A 20,163-nucleotide genomic window follows, 5' to 3' on the forward strand; every position below is an offset into this window, starting at 1 on the left:
TGTCGGATAAGTCCGCATTTCCGGCCGACGCGCTAGTTTTGAGGGATAGATACACCCGCCTGGCGCAGGCCTTCGATAAAATGCAGCTGGTCCTCGCGGCGTTGGATGCGCACTTTTACTTGAGGGGCGACATCGCTGAGAAGGTCGGGCGCGTTGCTCTCCAACCAATGCAGTTCTCGGCGCGCCTCCTCGACCTTGCCGAGTTTCCCAAGTGTCGCAAGCAATATCAGGTGGAAGATTGGATTGGCGGATAGGTCCGCCGACCGGGACCATCGTTCCGCACCGGCATAGTCGCCCTTCATATAGGAACAGACCGCCAGTGCCGCTTCGAAATATCCGAGAAGTCCAGGGTTCTGGGTAATGGCATCCGATATCAATTTGCAGCCGGGATTCCAATTTCCGGATAGGGCAAGCCGGAAGCCGTATTCTGCAGATAACTCCGTGTCGTTGGGGTTGATCGCAAGGGCGCGTGCTCCCACCGTCAGCGCCGTTTCCACCTCACCCCGGAAATAATGGGCAAGCATCTCCGCCTGAAGGCCGCGAACATTCTGCGGGTCCAATTCCACCGCTCGCCTTGCAGCATTCATGGCCAGGTCAAGTGAGTTGCGTGGCGACCGATCGACGCTATATCGAAAGCGGAGTTCGTCGATGTAGGTGAGCGCCAGAAGTGCCCAGGCGGTTGCGTATTTTGGAAACCTCTCAGTCGTTTTCTCAAGACAGTCTTTGACAGCGGAATGCCCTTTGGGATTGAGGTCGGAGCGATATCCGTAATAGGCCAAGGTGCAGGCATATGCGTCCCAGTCCTCTGGAATAATCTGCGAAACATGCGGGGCATTCGCTTGAAACACGATCCCGTATGGCTGGGCGATGGCGGTAGCAACTGCGGCGGCGGCGTTTGCTTGCAGATCAAGAATCGTGAGAGCATCCAACTTCTCATCATACGTATTTGCCCATAGGACGGAGCCGTCGTCGCTGCGAATGACGCGCACACCGAGACGGAACCGGCCGCCTTCGATCCGCACGGTTCCACGCAGGGCGTAAAGCGGCGAGTTATCCCCTCCGCTGCGTGACTGTGCAGCGTTGGCATCCGTAAGCACGACGATTTCACGGAACTTCGCAACCTTGCCTATGACTTCATCGGCAAACCCTCGCGTTACCATTTTTGATTGCGGGGTGCCGGATAGATCCTCAAATGGCATGACGAGAAGTTTTGGAATATCTGGCTGGCCGTCGTCGCCGCTCTCAACATAAGTTCCCACCACCTTTCCGGAATCGAGCGTGAAGAAGACCAGGCCCGCGAGCAGCATCAGCGCGGCTGCACCGAGCCACATCCAGGAATGCCAACCGCGTCTGAACAGGCGTTGGGGCGCTTGGCTTTGCAATGTAGCAGATACTCTTTCCGTCGTTGCCTGAGCACGCCAGGCGAACGCCGGAACGTAGCCGCCCTTGGGTATCGTTATCACCAGTTCGTCGGCTTGGCCTGCCACCAAATAGTAGCGCTCAAGGGCGCGACGAACGCGGCCCGCTTCGATGCGCACTACCGGATCCAACTGCGCATCGAACGATGCATCCCTGCCGAAGACTTCGGTTGCGATGGAATACGCCTTGATGCGGTCGGCACGGCCGGCGACCGTCTCTTCGATGACATATGTCAGGAACTTCCGAGCGCGATCCGGTGCGTCGAATTCCGCACTCGACCGAACGCGAGCAAGTTGAGCACGAACCTCTGCTTCGGTTGGCGGTATCCCTGATCCAGGGTGGCTACGCCTCTCAACTGCGATTGTCATGTCGGCGCCCCCAATGGCCGCAAGAGTCGCATGCAGTACGCGCTACCGTAAGCTTCCGTATTTTACCTCCCACCGCGGGCCAGATGCAATCTATACATTGGAGCTATCCTCATTCTCGACCCTGTGGCGAGCATGGGATCAGCACATGATCTGGCGGGGGGAGAAATGGGCAACGGCCTATCGGCGGCATTGCGCAGGTTTCCTGAGCACTCGCTACAGATCAGGGAGCGACTGATGCAAGACGAGAGTTTCAGAGGGATGTGCGAGGATTTCGCTGCCGCCGAGTACGCCCTGGCCTGTGCCGATCAACTCCCGCCGCATATTCGGGAAGAGCGTCGCACCGAGTTCAAAGGCCTGGTTGAGAGCCTTGCCGCGGAGATCGAGCAAGCACTCGTGCGCACTATGGGGGTCTAGCCATGAACATGCCCGCATTCGAGCAGGGGCGAATGAAACCTGTTCTCGTGACGCCGGCCGCACTTGGCGTCGTCGACTCAATGCCGATCAGCAACTTCGTTGACGGGCAAAGCGTTTACTCCTGCGGCGAAACGGCTGGCCAGGTCTACCGGGTGGAGTTTGGCGCGGTCCGTGTCTATCGGGTGCTTGCCAACGGACGGCGACAGATTCTTGATTTTCATCTTTCTGGAAATTGGTTCGGTCTGCAGAACGAGGACATTCGCCGCTCCTCGGCAGAAGCGATAGGCGCAACCGCCATAAGGAGCATCAGCCTTCGGGGAGCCCGATATGTCTGGCAGGGTTTGGTGCCGGTTGTCCTCGAAAACTACTCATCGGCGCAAGAACACCAACTGGTGATCGGCCGGCAAAGCGCGGTGGAGCGTGTGGCCGCATTTCTTCTCGAAATGTCAAACCGCGCTGGTTGCGCCTGCAAGTTCGATCTGTTCATGCCCCGCATCGATATTGCGGATTACCTCGGGCTCACGATCGAGACCGTTTCACGCGCGCTCACCAAGTTGAAAAATGGCAATATCATACGATTAAGAGGCACTCGCGGCGTCGAAATCGTCAATTACAAGGCGTTGCAGAAGCTCTGCCTTTAGCCGGTTAGGCAAGTCGCCGTGACACGGTGCCTTGCGGAGAAACTGATGCAAGAGGTGGAATTCAAGCTCGAGCTTTCGCAATCGGGGGCGAGATCGCTCCTGAAAAACGCTCCCTTCGTGTCGCCGCCCACTATTCTTCAGCAGAAATCGATCTACTTCGACACGAATGCATGGGACCTCGCGAAGCGCGGGTTGTCGTTTCGCATCCGCGGATCCGGAAACCAGCGGATGCAGACCGTCAAAGCAAGCGACGGCGCTGCGGCCGGTTCGTTCGTGCGCGAGGAATGGGAGCAACCGCTCATCGCCGATGCGCCGGTTATCGACGATCCGCAAATTGCCGCGTTGTTGGCGGGAGCCGGCCCGCAACTGGTGCCACTGTTCGAGGTGCATGTAACACGACATCGTTGGAACGTGACGGCCAGCGAGGCGCAGATTGAGGTTTGCCTGGACATCGGCAAGGTCGTGGCCGCCGATCGCGAAGCGCCGCTTTGCGAAATCGAGCTGGAAAGGAAAGCGGGCCAGCCGGCGGCGCTCTTTGATCTCGCGCGTAAAATCGACCTGATCACCCCCGCCCGTCTCGGTGTCCTGAGCAAGCGGGAGCGGGGCTACCGGCTGCTTGCCGCCGCGCAAGGCGCCGTCAAGGCCAGTCCGGCGCCGCTCACGTCCAAAATGAGCGCGACCACTGCATTTGCACGCACCGCCGCCGTGTGTATCAGGCAGTTTCGCCTCAACGAAATGGCGCTGTCCTGGTCCCGTGACGCGGAAGTCCTGCATCAGGTCCGCGTCGCGCTCAGACGGCTCCGCTCGCTGTTTTCCATATGCAAGTCCTTGTTTCAGCACAGCCGCTTCGATCATCTCCGCGAGGAATTGGCTTGGCTTGCCGCAGAGACAGGCCAGGCGCGCAACATCGACGTCCTGATCGACCGCGCGAGGGATGAAGAGCTGGCAGCGCGCCTGAAAGCGATGCGCGGCGACGCCTATCGAGCACTGGAAGCCACTCTTTCGTCCGCGCGCGTCCGTTCCCTGATGATCGACGTTGACGAGTTCATTTCCAACTGGATGACCGCCGGGGCCATGCCGATGCACGGCCCATCCGCGCGGAATTTCGCCTCGACGGCGCTCGACCGGCTTTGGAAGAAAGTGTCATGTGGCCACCGTCTCATCGATGAGGATGACGCGGCGCGTCACAGGTTACGAATTGCGGCAAAGAAGCTGCGCTACGCGGCCGAATTCTTCGAACCCCTTTACCGGCGAAAAATCGAAATGAAACGTCATCGCCGCTTCATCGCGGCAATGGCAGGTCTTCAGGACCGACTCGGCGACCTCAACGATCTGGCGGTCGCGCCCGACATGCTATCGTCGCTCGGCCTGCTGGGAATGGCTGGCACGGAGGATCTGTTCCGAGCTTACGACAAGGCGGAGCTCCTCCGCCGGGCGGCTGAAGCACACGAGACCCTGGTCGATAACAAGGTCTTCTGGCGAAGCCGCTGAAAGTAGCGAGCCGCACATCAGCTTCGAAAGGCAGGCTACAGCGCCGCGCGTCTTTTCGGACGCGCAAAGGTCGCTGTACTCTTTGAATTTGCGCATCGAGCTTTCCGAAAATCGGGCACGATTTTCGGGCCGATGCGCTAGTGGCCGGTAGGTTCGGTTGGTTAGCATCCCGGGACAAGCATCCGCGTCTTGGCGCTCGGCCTGGTCATGGCTCATTGTCCCGTTCCGGGCGGCAGGATAAACAGCGTAAACCCGAAGATGGCGTAGACCGCCAGCGCCATGACGCCCGCATACCATGCCGCGTGCCCGCCGTTGGACAATAACGTTGCCGCCGTTGTCGCAATCAGCATCATTGCGACCGCGCCCGGCCAAAACTGCAGTGACATCGGTTCTGGCCCTATGAAATAGCTGAGAAGCACCAGGACAGGCGCGACAAAGAGAGCGATTTGCGCCGCGCTGCCCAATGCAATGCCGACACTCAAGTCGAGACGATTGGCGCGTGCGGCCGAGAACGCGCTGGTCATCTCCGCCGCTCCACCCACCAGGGCCACGACAATGAAACCCACGAAAGCGGGCGTCATCCCAAGATGTTGCGCGGCGACTTGCACCGAGCCGACGAATATCTCGCTGACGATGGCGACAAGGAGGGTGGTGACAATCAGCACGGCAACGCCCACCGAAAGCGGCCACGATGTCTCACTGTGATCGGCGTGCGCTACACTGGCAAAGAGCTCGCGGTGCGTTTTCAAGGAAAACAACATCCCCAGTGCATAGACGACGATCAGGAGTACTGCCAGCCCCGAACTCAGCTGCGCGGAGAAGGCGGCGCTCGGTGCCTTCTCCACTTCGCTGACGAGTGACGGAACGAGGATTGCGATGGTCGCCAGGAACAACAGACTAGCCTGAAAACGTGCGTTGACCCTGTTGAACTCCTGCAGGTGGTGTTTCAGCCCACCGATGAGGAAGGCTCCGCCCAGCATGAAGAGGGTATTGGTGACAATAGCCCCCGCAATCGACGCCTTGACCAGTAGATATTGCCCGGCATGCAGGGCCGCGAGCGAAATTACGAGTTCGGTGAGGTTGCCAAGCGTTGCGTTGAGCAGGCCTCCGACCGAATCGCCAGTCTTTGCGGCCACCGACTCGGTGGCGCGGCTCAGCATTGCCGCGAGCGGCACTATCGCCAGAGTCGACAGCAGGAACAGCCAGGTGTGCGCCTCCGGCGAAATCTGATCCAGGAGAATAACAGCGGGCAAGAAGACAATGAGCGCGAAAAGAGGCGTTCGTCGAAACTCCGCGAGTAGCGTTCCGACAGCGGACCGCGACAACACACTGGTGCTTGTTTCCTCGAGAATGCGCATCGAATCGTCCTCGGCGGCGGAGCGCGTCTGGCAAAGACGCGCGACGCTGTAGAGCACATCGCCTCGACCATCGTCACGACTGCTTCTCACAAGCTTACGCGCAACACTCCCTTGCGTCGTTGATTGTGCTCAATGGCCGCATCTTTGCGGTCCGTCGAAATTGATCGAGAGAACCCGACAAGTTTTATCTACGCTGCGTTCAAGTTCGGCGGACTACCCGCCGCGGACTGGAACGCGGGGATTGTGGGCACGCTGATAGTCTGCAGCTCTGCCGTAGCCCTCATTCGCTATGGGGGTTTGGACCGAATGGTCCAACCTACTCTTGGGGTGCTGGCGACGGCCGCCCCGTTCCCGCTCGGCTTTGGATCAGAGCAAGTTGCGACGTAGACACACGTCTGCTTGGGCTTTGCGTTGCGACGACTGCTGCAATGCAGCTTTTGGCAGTCGCCAAACGCACAAGCCCTCAATCACCAAGTTAAGTGGGCTCGGAGATTAAGGCAGCGGCCGTTTGCTTGCTGCCGTGTCTCCCGGCGGGGCGGGCAAGTGGCGGCTCGTGAATGAGCCTCCTTGCAGTAATCTCCGGCCCACTCGGCCTGACCCGGCGTAGCGGCGACGTCCCCGCGCAATGCATGGATTTCCATGAATTGCGGCTGTGGCGCGGCGGGTTTACGGTGTCGAGACGAGTTCGCCAGCCTCATATCGAGAACACGTGCTGTACGCGCTGACGATCCCCTGAGTTTGTCCGGCAGGAGCAGCTGATGATGAGCGTGTGGTCGCATCGCCCCAAATTCTCTCACCTGGGGCTGTTTTTCGCGGCCTATGTTCTGGGCTGCGGTTTCGCCCAATCGCTCGCAATCGTACCCGGAACAGGTGTTTCCATTTGGCCTCCGGGCGGGCTTTTTATGGCCACGCTTGTTCTCACCCCCGCTTACAGATGGCCGTGGTGGGTGCTCAGCGGCTGTCTGGCTGAACTGTTCAGCAATGCCCTATGGTTCGACAGCCCGCTGCCCGCAGCCTTGCTGATCTATATTGGTAACGCGCTTGAAGCAACGGCCGGGGCATGGCTGGTGAACCGGGTCCTAGGGCGGCCGGTCCGGCTGGAAACCCTGCAGGAAGTTCTCGCATTCGTCGTGCTGGGGGCCGGAATCGCACCTGTTGTGGGAGCGACTGTCGGAAGCGCGACACTTGCGTGGTTTGCCATACAATCACAATCCTTCACTACGGCCTGGCCTCTTTGGTGGATCGGAGACGCCACCGGAGTCTTGATCGTGGCACCGCTGGTTTTGGTCATGTTCAATAGCTGGCATGGCAAGCCCCGGCTCTCCGCCTCGCAATGGATGGAAGCTTGCGCCCTAGGGCTGATCCTTCTCTTTGTCGCGGCCCTTTCACTCAGCGGCTATCTGCCCTTCGCCTACATCGTCATGCCGCCTCTTCTTTGGGCCGCAGTGCGGTTCGAGTTCAAAGGCGCCGCCGTCAGCTTGACCCTCCTTGCTCTGATCACGCTGATGTTCACGATATCCGGTTCCAGCCAAATTGCCGGGGATCCCGAGTCCCAGAGACAGAAGCACATTATGCTGCAGCTTTTTCTGGCCATCTCGGCACTTTCGGCGCTAATCGTGGCCGCCATATCCCGGCAGCATCAGCTGGCGCTGCTCACGGTGCGTCAGAGCGAGCGCCAACTTCAGCAGCTCATCGACGCCGTTCCTGCTCTCATTTGGTGTACGACGCCGGAAGGAATACCGTGCTACCTCAACAAGCGGGTTACGGATGTCACCGGCGTCACCCTTAAGGATTTGATCGGGCCCGACGGGTCGCGATCCCTGAGCGTGGTCCATCCGGATGATCGGATCGCGATGGATGAAGCGTTCGCACGCTCATTCGAGACGGGCGCACCCTTCGTGTGGAGATATCGTCAGCGCCGGGCCAACGGCCCTCATCGGTGGGTGGAGAGCCGTGCGGAGCCTTTGCGTGACGAGTCCGGCGCGATCGTCCAGTGGTACGGCGTATCCGTCGACATCGAAGATATGATGAAGGCGCAAGAGGCTTTGCGAGACCGCGAGCGGGAGCTCTCGCAACTCGTCGACATGGTCCCGATCCCCATCTGGCGTCTGGCATCCGACGGCGAGCCGACCTTCTTCAACAAGCGCCTGATCGACTTTCTCGGACTGGACGTAGCGGACTATGACACGCCGAACATGGCTCCGCTGGCGGCCGCCATCGCGGCCGTCGTTCACCCCGACGATGCAGCCAGAATGGGGAAAGCGCTCAACCACAGCATTATCACCGGCGAGCTCTTCTTCATGAGGTACCGCCTGCGTCGCGCAGATGGCGTGTATCGCTGGGTGGAGGGACGCGCGGAGCCGATGCGGGATGAGGGCGGACGCATCGTCCAGTGGTACGGTCTCTCGCACGACATAGACGATCAGCTGCGCGCCGAGGAGGCGCTGCGGCAAAGCGAGCGGCAGCTTGCGCTCCTTGTCGACGTGGTTCCGGTCGCCATCGCGTGTCTGACGCCCGACGGCGAGCCGACCTTCTTCAATAAGCGCTTGAGCGATTTTCTCGGGCTGGACATAGCGGAGATGGACAAGCCGGGAATGACCCGGCTGGCGGCCGCAATACAGACGGCCATCCATCCGGACGACGCAACAGAGTTCGGGGATGAACTCAGCCGCTGCCTCGTCACTGGCGAGAGCTTCTCCAGGAAGTATCGTCTGCGTCGTGCGGACGGCGTCTATCGCTGGATGGAGGGCCGCGCGGAGCCGCTGCGCGATCATGGCGGAGCGATTGTGCAATGGTACGCGGTTGCTATCGACATCGACGACGAGGTGCGCGCGCAGGAGGCACTGCGCGATCGGGAGCGCGAACTCTCGCAGCTCGTGGACATGGTCCCGGTTCATATCAGGCGACTTACGCCCGAAGGCGAGCCGATCTTCTTCAACAAGCGTCTGATTGATTTCTTCGGTCTGGATGTAGGTGATATGGACAAGCCGGGCACGAGCCGGCTCACCACAGTCATACAGACCCTCATCCATCCCGACGACGCAACAGGTCTGCTCGAGACGGTCCGTCGTTCGCTCGTCACCGGAGATCCCTTCTCGATGAAATATCGCATGCGCCGTGCAGACGGCGTGTACCGCTGGGTCGATGGTCGCGCGGAACCGCTGCGAGATCAAAGCGAAGCGATTGTGCAATGGTATGTCATTTCCGTCGACGTAGACGACGAGATGCGGGCACAGGAGGCGCTGCGGGATCGTGAGCGCGAGCTCTCTCAGCTGGTAGACATGGTTCCAAGCCTCCTCTGGCGGCTCAGTCCCGACGGTGAACCGACCTTCCTCAACAAACGCGCGATAAATTTTCTCGGCCTGGATCTTGCGGACTTGGAGAAACCCGGCATGAGCCGGCTGGAAGCCTTCATAGAGGCCGCCGTCCACCCTGACGACGCGGTCGATCTCGGGGAAGCACTCAACCATTCCTTCGTCACGGGCGAGCGCTTCTCCAAGCAGTGTCGCCTTCGGCGTGCGGATGGTGTCTATCGCTGGGTGCAAGCCAGTGCAGTGCCGCTCAGCGATGAGAGCGGACGCATCGTCCAGTGGTACGGGCTCTCGCATGACATCGACGATCAGCTGCGCATCCAGGAGGCGCTACGCGACAGCGAACGTTCCCTCTGGCAGATCGTTGAAACGCTGCCTGCAATGATCGATTGCGCCGCTCCTGATGGGGAGCCGGTTTACCGCAATCCGCAGCTCCGCGACTTCCTTGGATATCGGCTTGAAGAGCTCGACGGAACGGGAAAGTCCCGATTGGAGGGCACGCTTGATGCCGGCGTCCATCCTGACGAGGTCGATGGTGTCAAGGAGAACTATTCCTATTCATTGGCCACGGGCGAGCCCTATGCACGAAGGCACCGTCTGCGGCGATTTGATGGCGAATATCGCTGGGTCGAAACGCGTGCTGCGCCGATGCGCAACGCCGAGGGCACCATCGTGCAATGGAATGTCATATGCCTCGATATCGACGGGGAAGTTCGGGCGGAAGAAAAGTTGCGCCTTGCCCAAGAGAGTCTTGCTCGCGCGAGTCAGGCAGCTAGCCTCTCCGAACTTTCGGCTTCTATCGCGCACGAGGTAAACCAGCCCTTGGCAGCCGTCGTGGCAAACTCGCACGCCTGCCAGCGCTGGCTCACGGCCGTACCGCCGAATATCGAGCGCGCGCAGCGCACGGTAGAGCGAATCGTCCGCGATGCCAACTCGGCGGCCGACGTCGTCAGCCGCATTCGCGCCTTGTTCAAGCAATCCATAGGCACGAGGATCAGTGCGGCGCTTGCCAGCGTGATCAGCGAGGTGCGCAACATTCTGGCGGATGAGGCGGCGCGGCGGCGCGTTCGAATCGACTTGAAGATCGATGGCGATCTTCCGCCGATCGCAATCGATCATATCCAGATCCAGCAGGTTCTGATCAACCTCATTCGCAACGGCATGGAGGCGATGGGCTCTGTTGCGGGCGACAGGGTGGTTGGGATGCACGCGCGCCATATCGGGGAGGTGATTCAGACCGAAATCAGCGATTGCGGCCCGGGCATTGAATTTCCCGACAGGATATTCGAGCCGTTCTTCACGACCAAATCAGACGGCATGGGCATGGGACTGGCGATCTGCCGCTCGATCGTCGAGTTGCATGGCGGCCGATTGTGGGCGGAGAAGAACGAGCAGCAGGGAGCGACGTTCATCTTCACCTTGCCAGTCGAAGCAAAGGCAGCGCCATGACGGCGGATGATCAGGTTGTCTTCATCGTCGATGACGATGCACGCATTCGCGAGGCGCTTGGCGATCTGCTGGACTCGCACGGCATTCGCGCTATTGCCTTCGGATCAGCCGGCGAATATGTGAGCGCGGACAAGCCGGATGTCCCTGCCTGCCTCATTCTCGATGTCGAATTGCCGGATATCAACGGCCTCGATCTGCAGAGACAGATCGCGGATGGCGATCATCCGCCGATCGTGTTCATTACGGGGCACGGCGACATTCCATCTTCCGTGCGTGCGATCAAGCACGGCGCTGTGGATTTCCTGACCAAGCCCTTCAGCGATGCTGACCTGATAGCGGCAATCGGCGCGGCGATCGCCCAAGATCGGGAGAAGAGATCGGAACGCGCCGAACTGAACATTCTGGAACAACGCTACAGCGAGCTGACACCACGAGAGCGCGATGTACTGCCGCTCGTCGTGAGCGGTCTTCTCAATAAACAGGCGGCCGCTGAATTGGGCATCAGCGAGGTCACGCTGCAAATACACAGAAGAAACGTGATGCACAAAATGGCCGCAGCCTCGCTCGCCGATCTCGTGCGTATCGCGGAGAGGCTGGAAATACCGATCACCCACTCCCGTCGAGTGGGAGGGAATTGAGCATGAATAAGACGAGACATGTCGTCGCGATTGTCGATGATGATGCAAGACTACTTGAATCGGTGAGCGACCTGCTGGAATCGGCGGGTTATGTGGCCCGCAGCTTTTCGTCGGCGGGATCGTTGCTCGCCAATGGGCTGTCGGACCTGGACGTGCTCATCACCGATATCGGGATGCCTGGAATGGACGGTCTTGAGCTTCGTGATCTTGTAAAGAAGTCACGTCCCGAACTGCCGGTATTTCTGATCACGGGCCGCCACGAGATAGCGGATCAGGACCGCGCTCAAGGCATTAGCGGGTTTTTCCGCAAGCCTTTCGATGCCCAGGCCCTGCTCGCGGCCATTGCCATTGCTCTAGACAAATAGAAGGAGGGTGTCATGGGAGTAGGTCAGCCTTTCCTGCGGGGATCGTCGTCATCGTCACCGAAGCGTAGGGGTGATGAGGATCAGCCACTGGTCATCATTGTCGACGACGACGCGTCGGTTCGCACGGCACTGTCGGAATTGATCCTGTCGGCGGGTTTCCAGCCGGTGAGCTTTGCCTCGACACGCGAATTGCTTGACGCAGATTTGTTGAACGCCCCCGGCTGTTTGATCCTCGATGTGCGTATGCCGGGGGAGAGCGGTCTCCATCTGCAGCGCCATCTGGCCGACAACGGCAACCCGAAGCCGATCATCTTCCTGACCGGGCATGGCGACATCCCGATGACTGTCGAGGCGATGAAGGCCGGTGCGGTGGATTTTCTCACCAAACCGGTGCGCGACCAAACGCTGCTTGACGCTGTCACTGCCGGCATTGCGATGGACGCCGAGCGGCGGGCCGCAGCGGCGATTTCCCGGCTCAACATCGAACGCCTCGAGACGCTGACGCAGCGGGAGCGCGAGGTTCTCTACGAAGTGGCGCGCGGACGCCTCAACAAGCAGATCGCCTTCGATCTCGGTATCAGCGAAGTGACGGTTAAAGCGCATCGCAGCAGCGTCATGCACAAGATGGGGGCAGGCTCCGTCGGCGAACTGATCCGGGCCTGGGAGACACTGCCCCGGCAAATGCGCCCAGACCGGCGTTCGTTAACTTGAAAACGCTCTGCCGGGGATTAGCCCGGCAGAGCGGTTCCAGGTGACGGCCCACATCCGCTACGGCGAGTGTCTCGTTTTGGCGGCATGCGAGATGCTCTCACATACGGTCGCGCCACCGTTCTCTCTGTTGTTTTTGGCGCATTTGTGCGTTCCACCTGCCTGCAAAGTGCTCTAAGCGGCCCATCCTTCGCCTCCAAGACCAGTTGGACTGCCGTCAGTAATCCCAGAAGACAGGTACCCAACGAAAGTGGTCGCCATCGCCCGCCACGTGTCCGACGGACGGGAACGGCAGGTGCGTAGCCACCAACAGTTCGCCGGTCGCCGCCAGTTCCCGCAAAAGACGGACCCGGACGCGGGCTGCTTCCTCGGGGTCGTGTTCGAAGCCGTTGTACCACTCGGGGTGTTCGAACCCGACCTGGAACACGAGGTCGCCGGCGAACGTCAGCCCGTCGCCGCCGGACGCCACGCGGACCACGCTGTGCCCCGGGGTGTGGCCGCCGGTGCGACGGACAACCACCCCTGGCGCCACCTCGGACTCCTCATCGAACAACCGTAGGTAGCTATGGTACTCTTTTACGAACCGCTTGGCAGCCGACCGAAGCGCGTCCGGGAACCCCGGGGGCATGGAGACGTGGGAGAAATCGGGCGTCTCCCAGAACTTGACCTCTGCCGCCGCCACATGGATCCGCAGGTCCGGACGCAGCCGCTCCTTCACACCCTCGACGAGCAGCCCGCCAATGTGGTCCATGTGCATATGGGTAAGCACCACGTCGGTCACGGACGCAAGATCAATGCCGGCGGCCTCCAGGCGCTTGATCAACTGCCCGGCCCGCGGCAAGTTCAATTCCGGGTCGAACCCTAGTCCAGCGTCGACGAGTATGGTCTGGCTGCCGCTACGCACCACGACCACGTTCAGCGCCCAATCGTAAGCGTCCGGTGGCAGGAACATGTCATTCAGCCAGGCCGCCCGGACGTTCGGGTCGACGTTGTGGGCCAACATGGCGGTTGGAAGCGGTAGCACCCCATCGCTGACCACCAGCACGTCAATCTCGCCGACCCGCACCGCATAGCGCGACGGAACCAACTCTTCGGGCCCCGATCTTGCGGGGTGTGAGGTGTTGTCCAAGTTCATGGTTGTCTCCTGCTGACCAATTCTACGGGGGTTTGTTTCTGCATGCGGCATGATGCGCTCCTCTCTCTCTCTCTCTTGCGTGATCGAGACGTGTCGTTCACGGGGCCATAGTTTCGGACGAAAGTAGCGGGCTCGGATTTGGGCGGGCAGTACCGGGAGGTATCGAGGCGGTCAGACTATGGTATCGGACCAATAGGCGCTCGGATGCCTGCATGTGCTAAAGCCCATCGTAAATTGATCGATCGGGCGGAGCTTTTCAGCTCTTCTTCGACAATGGATCGGCAAGCCCCTTCCGACGTGGTGAGCTATCGCGCCCAAGGTGCATCCGTCCGATGCCGAATGGCGCGGATTTCCTCCACTTCATCGGGATTTTTTCGCTCGAAATGAGGGCTACCCCAATGCTTTCGTATCGTATGGCAACGACCTCGGTAGAGTAGTTTGGCATCACGATCCCTCGCATTCTCCCTGGCATCGGTCACGCCGACTGTCCTGGAGAGAACACATGCTGAATCATCAGACTGTTGCCCCTGGAAACCGGCCCCGCCGTGCCGGCTTGATCGCGCTACCCGCCCCGCCGACCCACACCTTATCAATCGAGACCGCGCGCTGCGCGGTTTGCCCATCGGCGAACACTTTGCAATGCACATTCGTGAGGAGGTCAATGATGAAAATCGTCGTAATTGGCGGCACCGGTCTCATCGGTTCGAAAACCGTGGAGCGGTTGCGCAAGAAGGGCCATGACGTGTTGGCGGCATCGCCGAATTCAGGCGTCGACACGATCACCGGCACGGGTCTTGCCGAAGCTCTTGCCGGAGCGCGCGTGGTGCTGGACCTCGCAAACTCGCCATCGTTCGAAGACAAGGCCGTTCTGGAATTCTTCCAGACGTCGGGTCGCAATCTGCTCAGGGCGGGCGCTGCCGCCGGCGTGGAGCATCACGTCGCGCTCTCGATCGTCGGCATGGAGCGACTGCAGGGCAGCGGCTACATGCGCGCCAAGATGGCCCAGGAAGAGTTGATCAAGAGCTCCGGCATACCCTACACCATCGTGCACTCGACGCAGTTCTTCGAGTTCATGGACGGCATCGCCCAGGCGGCAACGATCGGGCCGACCGTCCATCTGTCGCCCGCCTATGTGCAGCCGATCGCATCGGATGACGTCGCCGATGTCATGGCGGAAGTCGCGCTCGCCGCCCCGGCGAACGGCACGATTGAGATTGGCGGCCCCGAGAAGGTCCGCCTCAACGAAATCGTGGCGCGTCTCCTGGTTGCCAAAAATGATCCGCGTCAGGTCGTTGCCGATCCTCACGCCTTCTACTTCGGCGTGGAGCTGCAAGACGAGTCGCTCGTGCCCGGCACCAACGCAAGGCTTGGCCGAATCCGCTTCAACGACTGGCTAAGCCAGCATTCGCCTCAAAAAATGACCGCCTAGCAAACGGCCGGCGTTTGCAAGTTTTCCCGGCGGCTCAGTCCGACCATTTCGATCAGGCAGGAGACCAGACAATGCTGAGACACATCCTCTCGACGGCGGCACTCGCCGTCATTCTTGCTACCGGTGCACAGGCGGACGACGGCCTGGCGAAGTTGACCGTCGTTTACGATCAGCAGCTACCCAACGTCGAGGGCAAGAGCATCAAGGCGGTGCTCGTCGAATATAGACCCGGCGGTAGCTCGCCCGCGCACACCCACCCCAAGTCGGCATTCATCTATGCCACCGTTCTTGAAGGGGCGATCCGGAGCCAGGTCAATAGCGGGCCGGAGAAGGTTTACCAAGCGGGCGAAAGCTTCGCGGAATTTCCGGGTGACTTTCATCGCGTCAGTGCAAACGCCAGCAGCACCGAGCCGGCGCGTCTGCTGGCCGTGTTCGTGGTGGACACCAACGAGACCAACCTGACAATCTTCGAAGATTGACATCTGGACCCATCGGTGTCGAAACGTCAGATGGCAGGCGTGCGGATTCTCTGGAAGATCCCCTGTCGCCGCAGCTGGTTGTCAACTTCAGCGGCACGCCCCTCGGGCGAGGGTCATACGATTCAAGAAAAACAAGACTGCGCTGCCCACCCGGACCCTTCACCGATGAAAAATATCCAGGCGGCTAGGTTTCTCGACCGCCTGGTTCGGTGGCTTGTCCGGGTCAGGGGAGGCACCTAGGCGATGCATGATCTGCCACTTTCACCCCTCGACCAGCCCTGGGCATCGCAGATACCAGTGTCTGCCAATCTTTCACGCGGCACGCACGTATGAGGTCACGGTGCGCCAAACCGGATCGAGCATTCCGCTGCGGTCCTTCGAACTATTCATAGCGGCTTCCGACGATAGTCGGAATGCTGGAATTTTTCTCCATCGTCTTGGGTGGAATTGTCCTGTTCCTCTCGTCAACAGAATCTGATGTCGAAATGAAATTGAGTATGCGGTCCGAAATAAAGTCGACTGGTTCTGGCTCTTTCGCTCGGAGGCTGCGAAAGTTCGCAGCTTTACTATTGTCGCTACCGTGCATTCTCGTTCTTGCGGCTTGTTCAACAGAAAGGGACCGTGTCGGCGATTTGCGGACTGGGACAGAGGCTGCTGCTTCCAACGTTAAGCAGGATAACTCCCTCGATATACTTTACGTCACCGATCGAGCGCCTGCCGCTTCGGCTAATGGCGAACTCGCCTACAGCTCATTACGAGGTCGTTCAATGAGTTTCGGTTCAGTTACGCTTGCTCGCGGGCGGTCGCGCTTTCACGATGGGCCCGCTGGACAGCCTGACGCGTCGCTACAGGTTTCACGCACGACCAAAATAGGAGAATTTCCGCAGTCGCCTTACCCGATCGAACTCACGCGCCAAGGGCCTCGTCGGGTACCCGCAACTGTAGATGCCCATATGCGGGCAGCCGCTGGGTTGCAGGGTGAGGTGACCCGGCGCCTTGCGATGGCGAAACGCAAAGAAGTGGTCATTTTTATTCATGGCTACAACAACAGTTTCGACGATGCCGCCAAAGCCACTGGCAAGATATGCGATACCCTTTCTGCAGAGTTCGTGTGCGTTTCGCTCTCGTGGCCAGCGGGCGGATCGGGCGGCGCTTTTTACGGTTACAATATCGACCGGGAGTCCGGCGAGTTCGCAGCAGCGGATGTGAAGAAGGCTATTCGTATCATTTCCGCAACGGAAGCTATCAACCGTCTCCACCTCATCGCGCACAGTCGCGGCGCAGACGTGCTATTATCCGTCCTCCAGCAACTCGGAATGGAGGCCTACACCACCCGGTCTTCTCCTACCGAGCGCTACAAGATCAGTAATGTCGTGCTGTTCGCTCCTGACATCGATCTCGATGTTGCCACAGCAAGATTGTTCGGATTCGTGTCTGATCCCGACGCACCATTCGGAGCAAACGCGACCCCTCACGGCCTTTTGCCACCCGTAGGCTCGCTGCATCTCACAGTATATTCATCCACCCGTGACCAAGCGCTTGCCGTTTCAAGCGGTCTGTTCGGAAGCGTAGTGCGGCTCGGGCGATTAACCAGCGCAAGCATCAGCCCCAAGGAGGCGGGCTCGAATGCGTTGTGGAAGAATTCGCAGTTATTGGGTATCGCCGACTTTATCGAATACAGGGGAAGAGCGGACTTTGCGGGTCATAGCTATTTCCTGTCCGATCCGGCGGTTCAAAAAGATCTAGTTGCTTTACTTAGGAGTCGTCTTAAGGCTGGTGATCCCGGTCGGCCCCTCGTCGAAATAAAGCGTCCATTTTGGAGCGTTCTTCGGCGTTAGACTAACGCGAGTATCACCTAACGGGATGCCGCTACGTCAACTGCCGTTCGATGGCTTTCGCCGCTTGCCAAAGTTCCTCCATTCGGTCGAGCGATGCGGAATCGAGCGTCTCGCCGCTCGCTTCCAATTCCCGCTCGATATGACTGAAGCGACGACGGAACTTGGTGTTTGTGCCGCGCAGGGCCATTTCCGGATCGGTGTCGACATGGCGACCGATATTGACGAGTGCGAAGATCAGGTCGCCGAGCTCGTCGGCGACCTTGCCCCGGTCGCCGCTCTTCAACGCCTGCCTGAGTTCGCCGACCTCCTCCTCGATCTTGTCGAGGATTGGCTCCGGCTCAGACCAGTCGAAGCCGACCTTCGCCGCCCGTTCCTGGAGCTTCAAGGCCTCGACCAGTGCCGGAAAGCTCCGCTGCACCGAACCCAAATGGCCGCTCATCGCCTCCTGCAACAGGCCCCGGCGAAGGCGGCGTGCCTTCCGGTCGGCTTTCTCGGCCTGCTTGATCTCGTCCCATTGCAGCTTGACCGCCTCGGGCGTGTCGGCATCCGAGCGGGCAAAGACGTGAGGATGTCGGCGGATCATCTTGCGGGTGACGGCCTCGACCACGTCGCCGAAGTCGAACTCGTCAGCCTCTTCCGCCATGCGGGCGTGATAGACCACCTGCAGAAGCAGGTCGCCCAGCTCGTCGCACAGATCGTCCATGTCACGACGCTCGATCGCATCGACGACCTCATAGGCTTCCTCGATCGTATAGGGCTTGATCGTCTCGAAGGTCTGGACGATGTCCCAGGGGCAGCCGGTCTCCGGATGGCGGAGTGCGGCCATGATGTCGAGCAGACGTTGAATGTCGCGAGAAGGTTCCATCGGATCAGTTCAGCGGTATGGCGTTGTTGTCCTTGCCCGCCTGATAGGCTTCCGACAGGCGATTGTAACGTGTGCGGATACGGGCGTCCTGTGCGGTCAGCCGCTTTTTCGTGTCCGGATCGGCATCCTCGACCAGTGCAGCGATGGAGGCCGATTTCCAGAACGCATTCTCCCGGGCATAGCCGCCCGGATCAAGCCGGAAGACTTCCTTCAATATCCTCAAGTCGTGCGGGATCGAAAAGGCGTCGCGCGAATCCTCATGGGTGAAAAAATAATAGAAGTTGTCGAAGCCGGCCCAGGTGATCGCGGACAGGCACATAGAGCAGGGTTCGTGGGTCGACAGGAAGATGAGGTCGCGCGTGTCCGGCTTACCCGCCATTTCGTAGAAGCGCTTGAGCGTATGCACCTCACCGTGCCACAGCGGGTTCTCCGTCTCGTTGTTGGTCTCGGCCAGCACCAGCGACAGGTCCTTCTTGCGCAGGATCGCCGCTCCGAACACCTTGTTGCCGGCCGCGACGCCCCTCTCGGTGAGCGGCAGTATCTGCCCCTCGATCACCGTCAGTAGGCGCTCGGCCAGTTCGCATTGCTTCATGTCGGCAATCTCCAGTGCAATTTGTCGGCATTTAACGGCGGTCCGTGCCTCGGCGCAATGGCGGCTGGCAACGCCGGAGATATTTGCTCAAAAAGATTGGCTGTCGAGCAAAACTATACGTGGCCGCAAAGCCATAGAAATTTCTGTTTCTTCAATTGTCGGCGGCTATGAGGGATATTCGCCGCAGCCTGTAGAAGGAGTCGCCCTCTAGCTATGTCGCAGCAACTGTCCGTTTTCCCGGCATTCTTTCGCGTCGCGCAGAAGCGCGTTGCGGTGTTCGGCAATGGCGACGAGGCCTTCGCCAAGGTGCGGCTGCTGCTGAACACCGAGGCGTGCATCATAGCCTATGCGGATCGGCCGGAGCCGACCTTCGAGAAATTCCTGAACGAGGCCGCAATCGAGACTGTCCGCGAGCCCTTTGCGACTCATCAGCTCGAGGGCGCCACGCTCGTCTTCGCCGCGACGGGAGATGCTGCCGCCGACAGGACGATCGTGACCGCCGCGCGCGAGAAGAAGATTCCGGCGAATGCCGTCGACCAGCCCGACTATTGCGATTTCCTGACGCCTGCGCTGGTCAACCGCGCTCCGGTCGCCGTTGCCATCGGCACCGAAGGGGCGGGGCCGGTCCTGGCCCAGATGATCCGCGCCCAGATCGATCAGCTACTGTCGCCCTCGCTCGGGCGGGTCGCCACGCTCGCCGCAAGTTACCGCGAAGCGGTCGATCGCCTCATTCCACGTGGCGTTGCGCGCCGCGTTTTCTGGCGGCGGTTCTTTCAAGGCCCGGTCGCCGATCATGTCGCCGTCGGCGATCTCGCTTCCGCACGCCGCGAGGCCTCGCGGCTGCTGGATGCGGCCGAACGGGTGTCCGGCCACGTCTGGCTCGTCGGCGCCGGTCCGGGTGCCGAGGATCTGCTGACGCTGAGGGCACAGCGGGTCATGATGGAGGCGGACGCGATCGTCTATGATGCGTTGGTGCCGCAGGCGATCGTCGACATGGGACGCCGCGATGCGGAGCGCCTCTCCGTCGGCAAGCGCAAGGGGTGCCACACCAAGTCGCAGGATGAGATCAATCAATTGCTGGTGAAGCTCGCCGGCGAGGGAAAGCGTGTCGTCCGGCTGAAATCCGGCGATCCGTTGATCTTCGGCCGCGCAGGCGAGGAGATGGCAGCGCTCCGCGATGCGGGCATAAGTTACGAAATCGTCCCGGGCATCACCTCGGCCTTTGCCGCGGCTGCGGATTTCGAGCTGCCGCTGACGCTGCGCGGTGTCGCCTCGTCGCTGGTCTTCACGACTGGCCATGACCTCGCCGGCGACGTGTTGCCCGATTGGGCGCGCCTTGCCGTTTCCGGCGCGACGATTGCGGTCTATATGGGGCGTACGGTAGCCGCTTCGGTTGCCGGCCGACTGATGCAGGCAGGGCTGCCGGCGGAGACGACCGTGGCGGTGATCGAGAACGCCAGCCGCGCCGAACGCCGGCTGCTGCACGGCACCCTTGACGAGCTTCCGGACCTCGAGAACCGTACGGAGCTTGACGGTCCAGTGATGGTGATCATCGGCGATGCGGTCGCCGGCGCGAATTTCGCGCGCTCGGAACCGCTGATAGCCGGCAGGCGGCAAGGCGGCGATGCGGCGGCGAAGCGCACAGAACAGGTTTGGAACTGAG

At 60.4% G+C, this 20,163-nt stretch carries 18 protein-coding genes; 13 read left to right on the forward strand and 5 right to left on the reverse strand.

The window, feature by feature from the left end:
- Window positions 1–32: 32 nt before the first annotated feature.
- On the reverse strand, window positions 33–1,787 hold the full coding sequence (locus J2Z31_RS21950; RefSeq protein WP_209604614.1) for a tetratricopeptide repeat protein: 1,755 nt from the start codon (window positions 1,785–1,787) through the stop codon (window positions 33–35).
- Window positions 1,788–1,952: 165 nt separating this feature from the next.
- On the opposite strand from J2Z31_RS21950, the gene J2Z31_RS21955 reads away from it, so the two are divergent.
- Genes J2Z31_RS21955 through J2Z31_RS21965 form a run of 3 tightly spaced genes read left to right on the forward strand, consistent with a single transcriptional unit; the run spans window position 1,953 to window position 4,333 of the window.
- Entirely contained in the window at window positions 1,953–2,201 is a 249-nt protein-coding gene (locus tag J2Z31_RS21955) for a hypothetical protein (RefSeq protein ID WP_209604616.1), read from the forward strand.
- A 2-nt stretch (window positions 2,202–2,203) separates the two neighbouring features.
- Window positions 2,204–2,842: a helix-turn-helix domain-containing protein gene (locus tag J2Z31_RS21960; protein WP_234939585.1), complete on the forward strand. Its 639-nt coding sequence runs from the start codon at window positions 2,204–2,206 to the stop codon at window positions 2,840–2,842.
- 45 nt (window positions 2,843–2,887) lie between these two features.
- A complete protein-coding gene (locus J2Z31_RS21965) occupies window positions 2,888–4,333 on the forward strand; it encodes a CYTH and CHAD domain-containing protein (RefSeq protein WP_209604618.1) in 1,446 nt (481 codons plus the stop codon).
- A gap of 212 nt (window positions 4,334–4,545) precedes the next feature.
- On the opposite strand, the gene cax is transcribed toward J2Z31_RS21965, so the two are convergent.
- A complete protein-coding gene (gene cax, locus J2Z31_RS21970) occupies window positions 4,546–5,691 on the reverse strand; it encodes a calcium/proton exchanger (protein WP_209604620.1) in 1,146 nt (381 codons plus the stop codon).
- 132 nt (window positions 5,692–5,823) lie between these two features.
- Here cax and J2Z31_RS30125 point away from each other — a divergent pair, with 132 nt between their 5' ends.
- The 5 genes from J2Z31_RS30125 to J2Z31_RS21990 all read left to right on the forward strand — a co-directional run bounded on the left by J2Z31_RS30125 (window position 5,824) and on the right by J2Z31_RS21990 (window position 12,165).
- Window positions 5,824–6,078 (forward strand): SPW repeat domain-containing protein, encoded by a 255-nt coding sequence (locus J2Z31_RS30125; RefSeq protein ID WP_456242960.1) that lies wholly within the window; start codon window positions 5,824–5,826, stop codon window positions 6,076–6,078.
- Between the two features lie 371 nt (window positions 6,079–6,449).
- On the forward strand, window positions 6,450–10,451 hold the full coding sequence (locus J2Z31_RS21975; RefSeq protein ID WP_209604622.1) for a PAS domain-containing protein: 4,002 nt from the start codon (window positions 6,450–6,452) through the stop codon (window positions 10,449–10,451).
- The gene (locus J2Z31_RS21980; RefSeq protein WP_209604625.1) at window positions 10,448–11,089 is read left to right on the forward strand and encodes a response regulator transcription factor; all 642 of its coding nucleotides are present in this window, start codon (window positions 10,448–10,450) and stop codon (window positions 11,087–11,089) included. Before J2Z31_RS21975 ends, J2Z31_RS21980 begins: the two co-directional genes overlap by 4 nt.
- 2 nt (window positions 11,090–11,091) lie before the next feature.
- On the forward strand, window positions 11,092–11,454 hold the full coding sequence (locus tag J2Z31_RS21985) for a response regulator transcription factor (protein WP_209604626.1): 363 nt from the start codon (window positions 11,092–11,094) through the stop codon (window positions 11,452–11,454).
- Between the two features lie 12 nt (window positions 11,455–11,466).
- Window positions 11,467–12,165, forward strand: a complete 699-nt coding sequence (locus J2Z31_RS21990; protein ID WP_209604629.1) for a response regulator transcription factor — start codon at window positions 11,467–11,469, stop codon at window positions 12,163–12,165.
- Between the two features lie 214 nt (window positions 12,166–12,379).
- On the opposite strand, the gene J2Z31_RS21995 is transcribed toward J2Z31_RS21990, so the two are convergent.
- Entirely contained in the window at window positions 12,380–13,348 is a 969-nt protein-coding gene (locus tag J2Z31_RS21995) for an MBL fold metallo-hydrolase (RefSeq protein ID WP_209604631.1), read from the reverse strand.
- A 613-nt stretch (window positions 13,349–13,961) separates the two neighbouring features.
- Between J2Z31_RS21995 and J2Z31_RS22000 the strand changes: the two genes are divergently transcribed.
- The 3 genes from J2Z31_RS22000 to J2Z31_RS22010 all read left to right on the forward strand — a co-directional run bounded on the left by J2Z31_RS22000 (window position 13,962) and on the right by J2Z31_RS22010 (window position 17,043).
- The gene (locus J2Z31_RS22000; RefSeq protein ID WP_209604634.1) at window positions 13,962–14,726 is read left to right on the forward strand and encodes an SDR family oxidoreductase; all 765 of its coding nucleotides are present in this window, start codon (window positions 13,962–13,964) and stop codon (window positions 14,724–14,726) included.
- A gap of 71 nt (window positions 14,727–14,797) precedes the next feature.
- A complete protein-coding gene (locus tag J2Z31_RS22005; protein WP_209604636.1) occupies window positions 14,798–15,205 on the forward strand; it encodes a cupin domain-containing protein in 408 nt (135 codons plus the stop codon).
- 413 nt (window positions 15,206–15,618) lie between these two features.
- Window positions 15,619–17,043 carry an alpha/beta hydrolase gene (locus J2Z31_RS22010; RefSeq protein WP_234939586.1) on the forward strand — a complete coding sequence of 475 codons (1,425 nt, stop codon included), beginning with the start codon at window positions 15,619–15,621 and terminating at the stop codon, window positions 17,041–17,043.
- Between the two features lie 31 nt (window positions 17,044–17,074).
- On the opposite strand, the gene mazG is transcribed toward J2Z31_RS22010, so the two are convergent.
- Together mazG and J2Z31_RS22020 are read right to left on the reverse strand one after the other, a co-directional pair.
- Entirely contained in the window at window positions 17,075–17,908 is an 834-nt protein-coding gene (gene mazG / locus J2Z31_RS22015; protein ID WP_209604638.1) for a nucleoside triphosphate pyrophosphohydrolase, read from the reverse strand.
- A gap of 4 nt (window positions 17,909–17,912) precedes the next feature.
- Window positions 17,913–18,500, reverse strand: coding sequence for a nucleoside deaminase (locus J2Z31_RS22020; protein WP_209604641.1), 588 nt, complete (start codon window positions 18,498–18,500; stop codon window positions 17,913–17,915).
- Between J2Z31_RS22020 and J2Z31_RS22025 the strand changes: the two genes are divergently transcribed.
- A complete protein-coding gene (locus J2Z31_RS22025; protein ID WP_209604643.1) occupies window positions 18,499–18,711 on the forward strand; it encodes a hypothetical protein in 213 nt (70 codons plus the stop codon). The two genes, J2Z31_RS22020 and J2Z31_RS22025, sit on opposite strands and share 2 nt — an antisense overlap.
- 2 nt (window positions 18,712–18,713) lie before the next feature.
- Window positions 18,714–20,162: a siroheme synthase CysG gene (gene cysG, locus J2Z31_RS22030; RefSeq protein ID WP_209604646.1), complete on the forward strand. Its 1,449-nt coding sequence runs from the start codon at window positions 18,714–18,716 to the stop codon at window positions 20,160–20,162.
- Window position 20,163: the final 1 nt, after the last annotated feature.

Origin of the sequence: Sinorhizobium kostiense, from assembly GCF_017874595.1 — a bacterium.
In the GTDB taxonomy this organism is placed as follows: domain Bacteria; phylum Pseudomonadota; class Alphaproteobacteria; order Rhizobiales; family Rhizobiaceae; genus Sinorhizobium; species Sinorhizobium kostiense.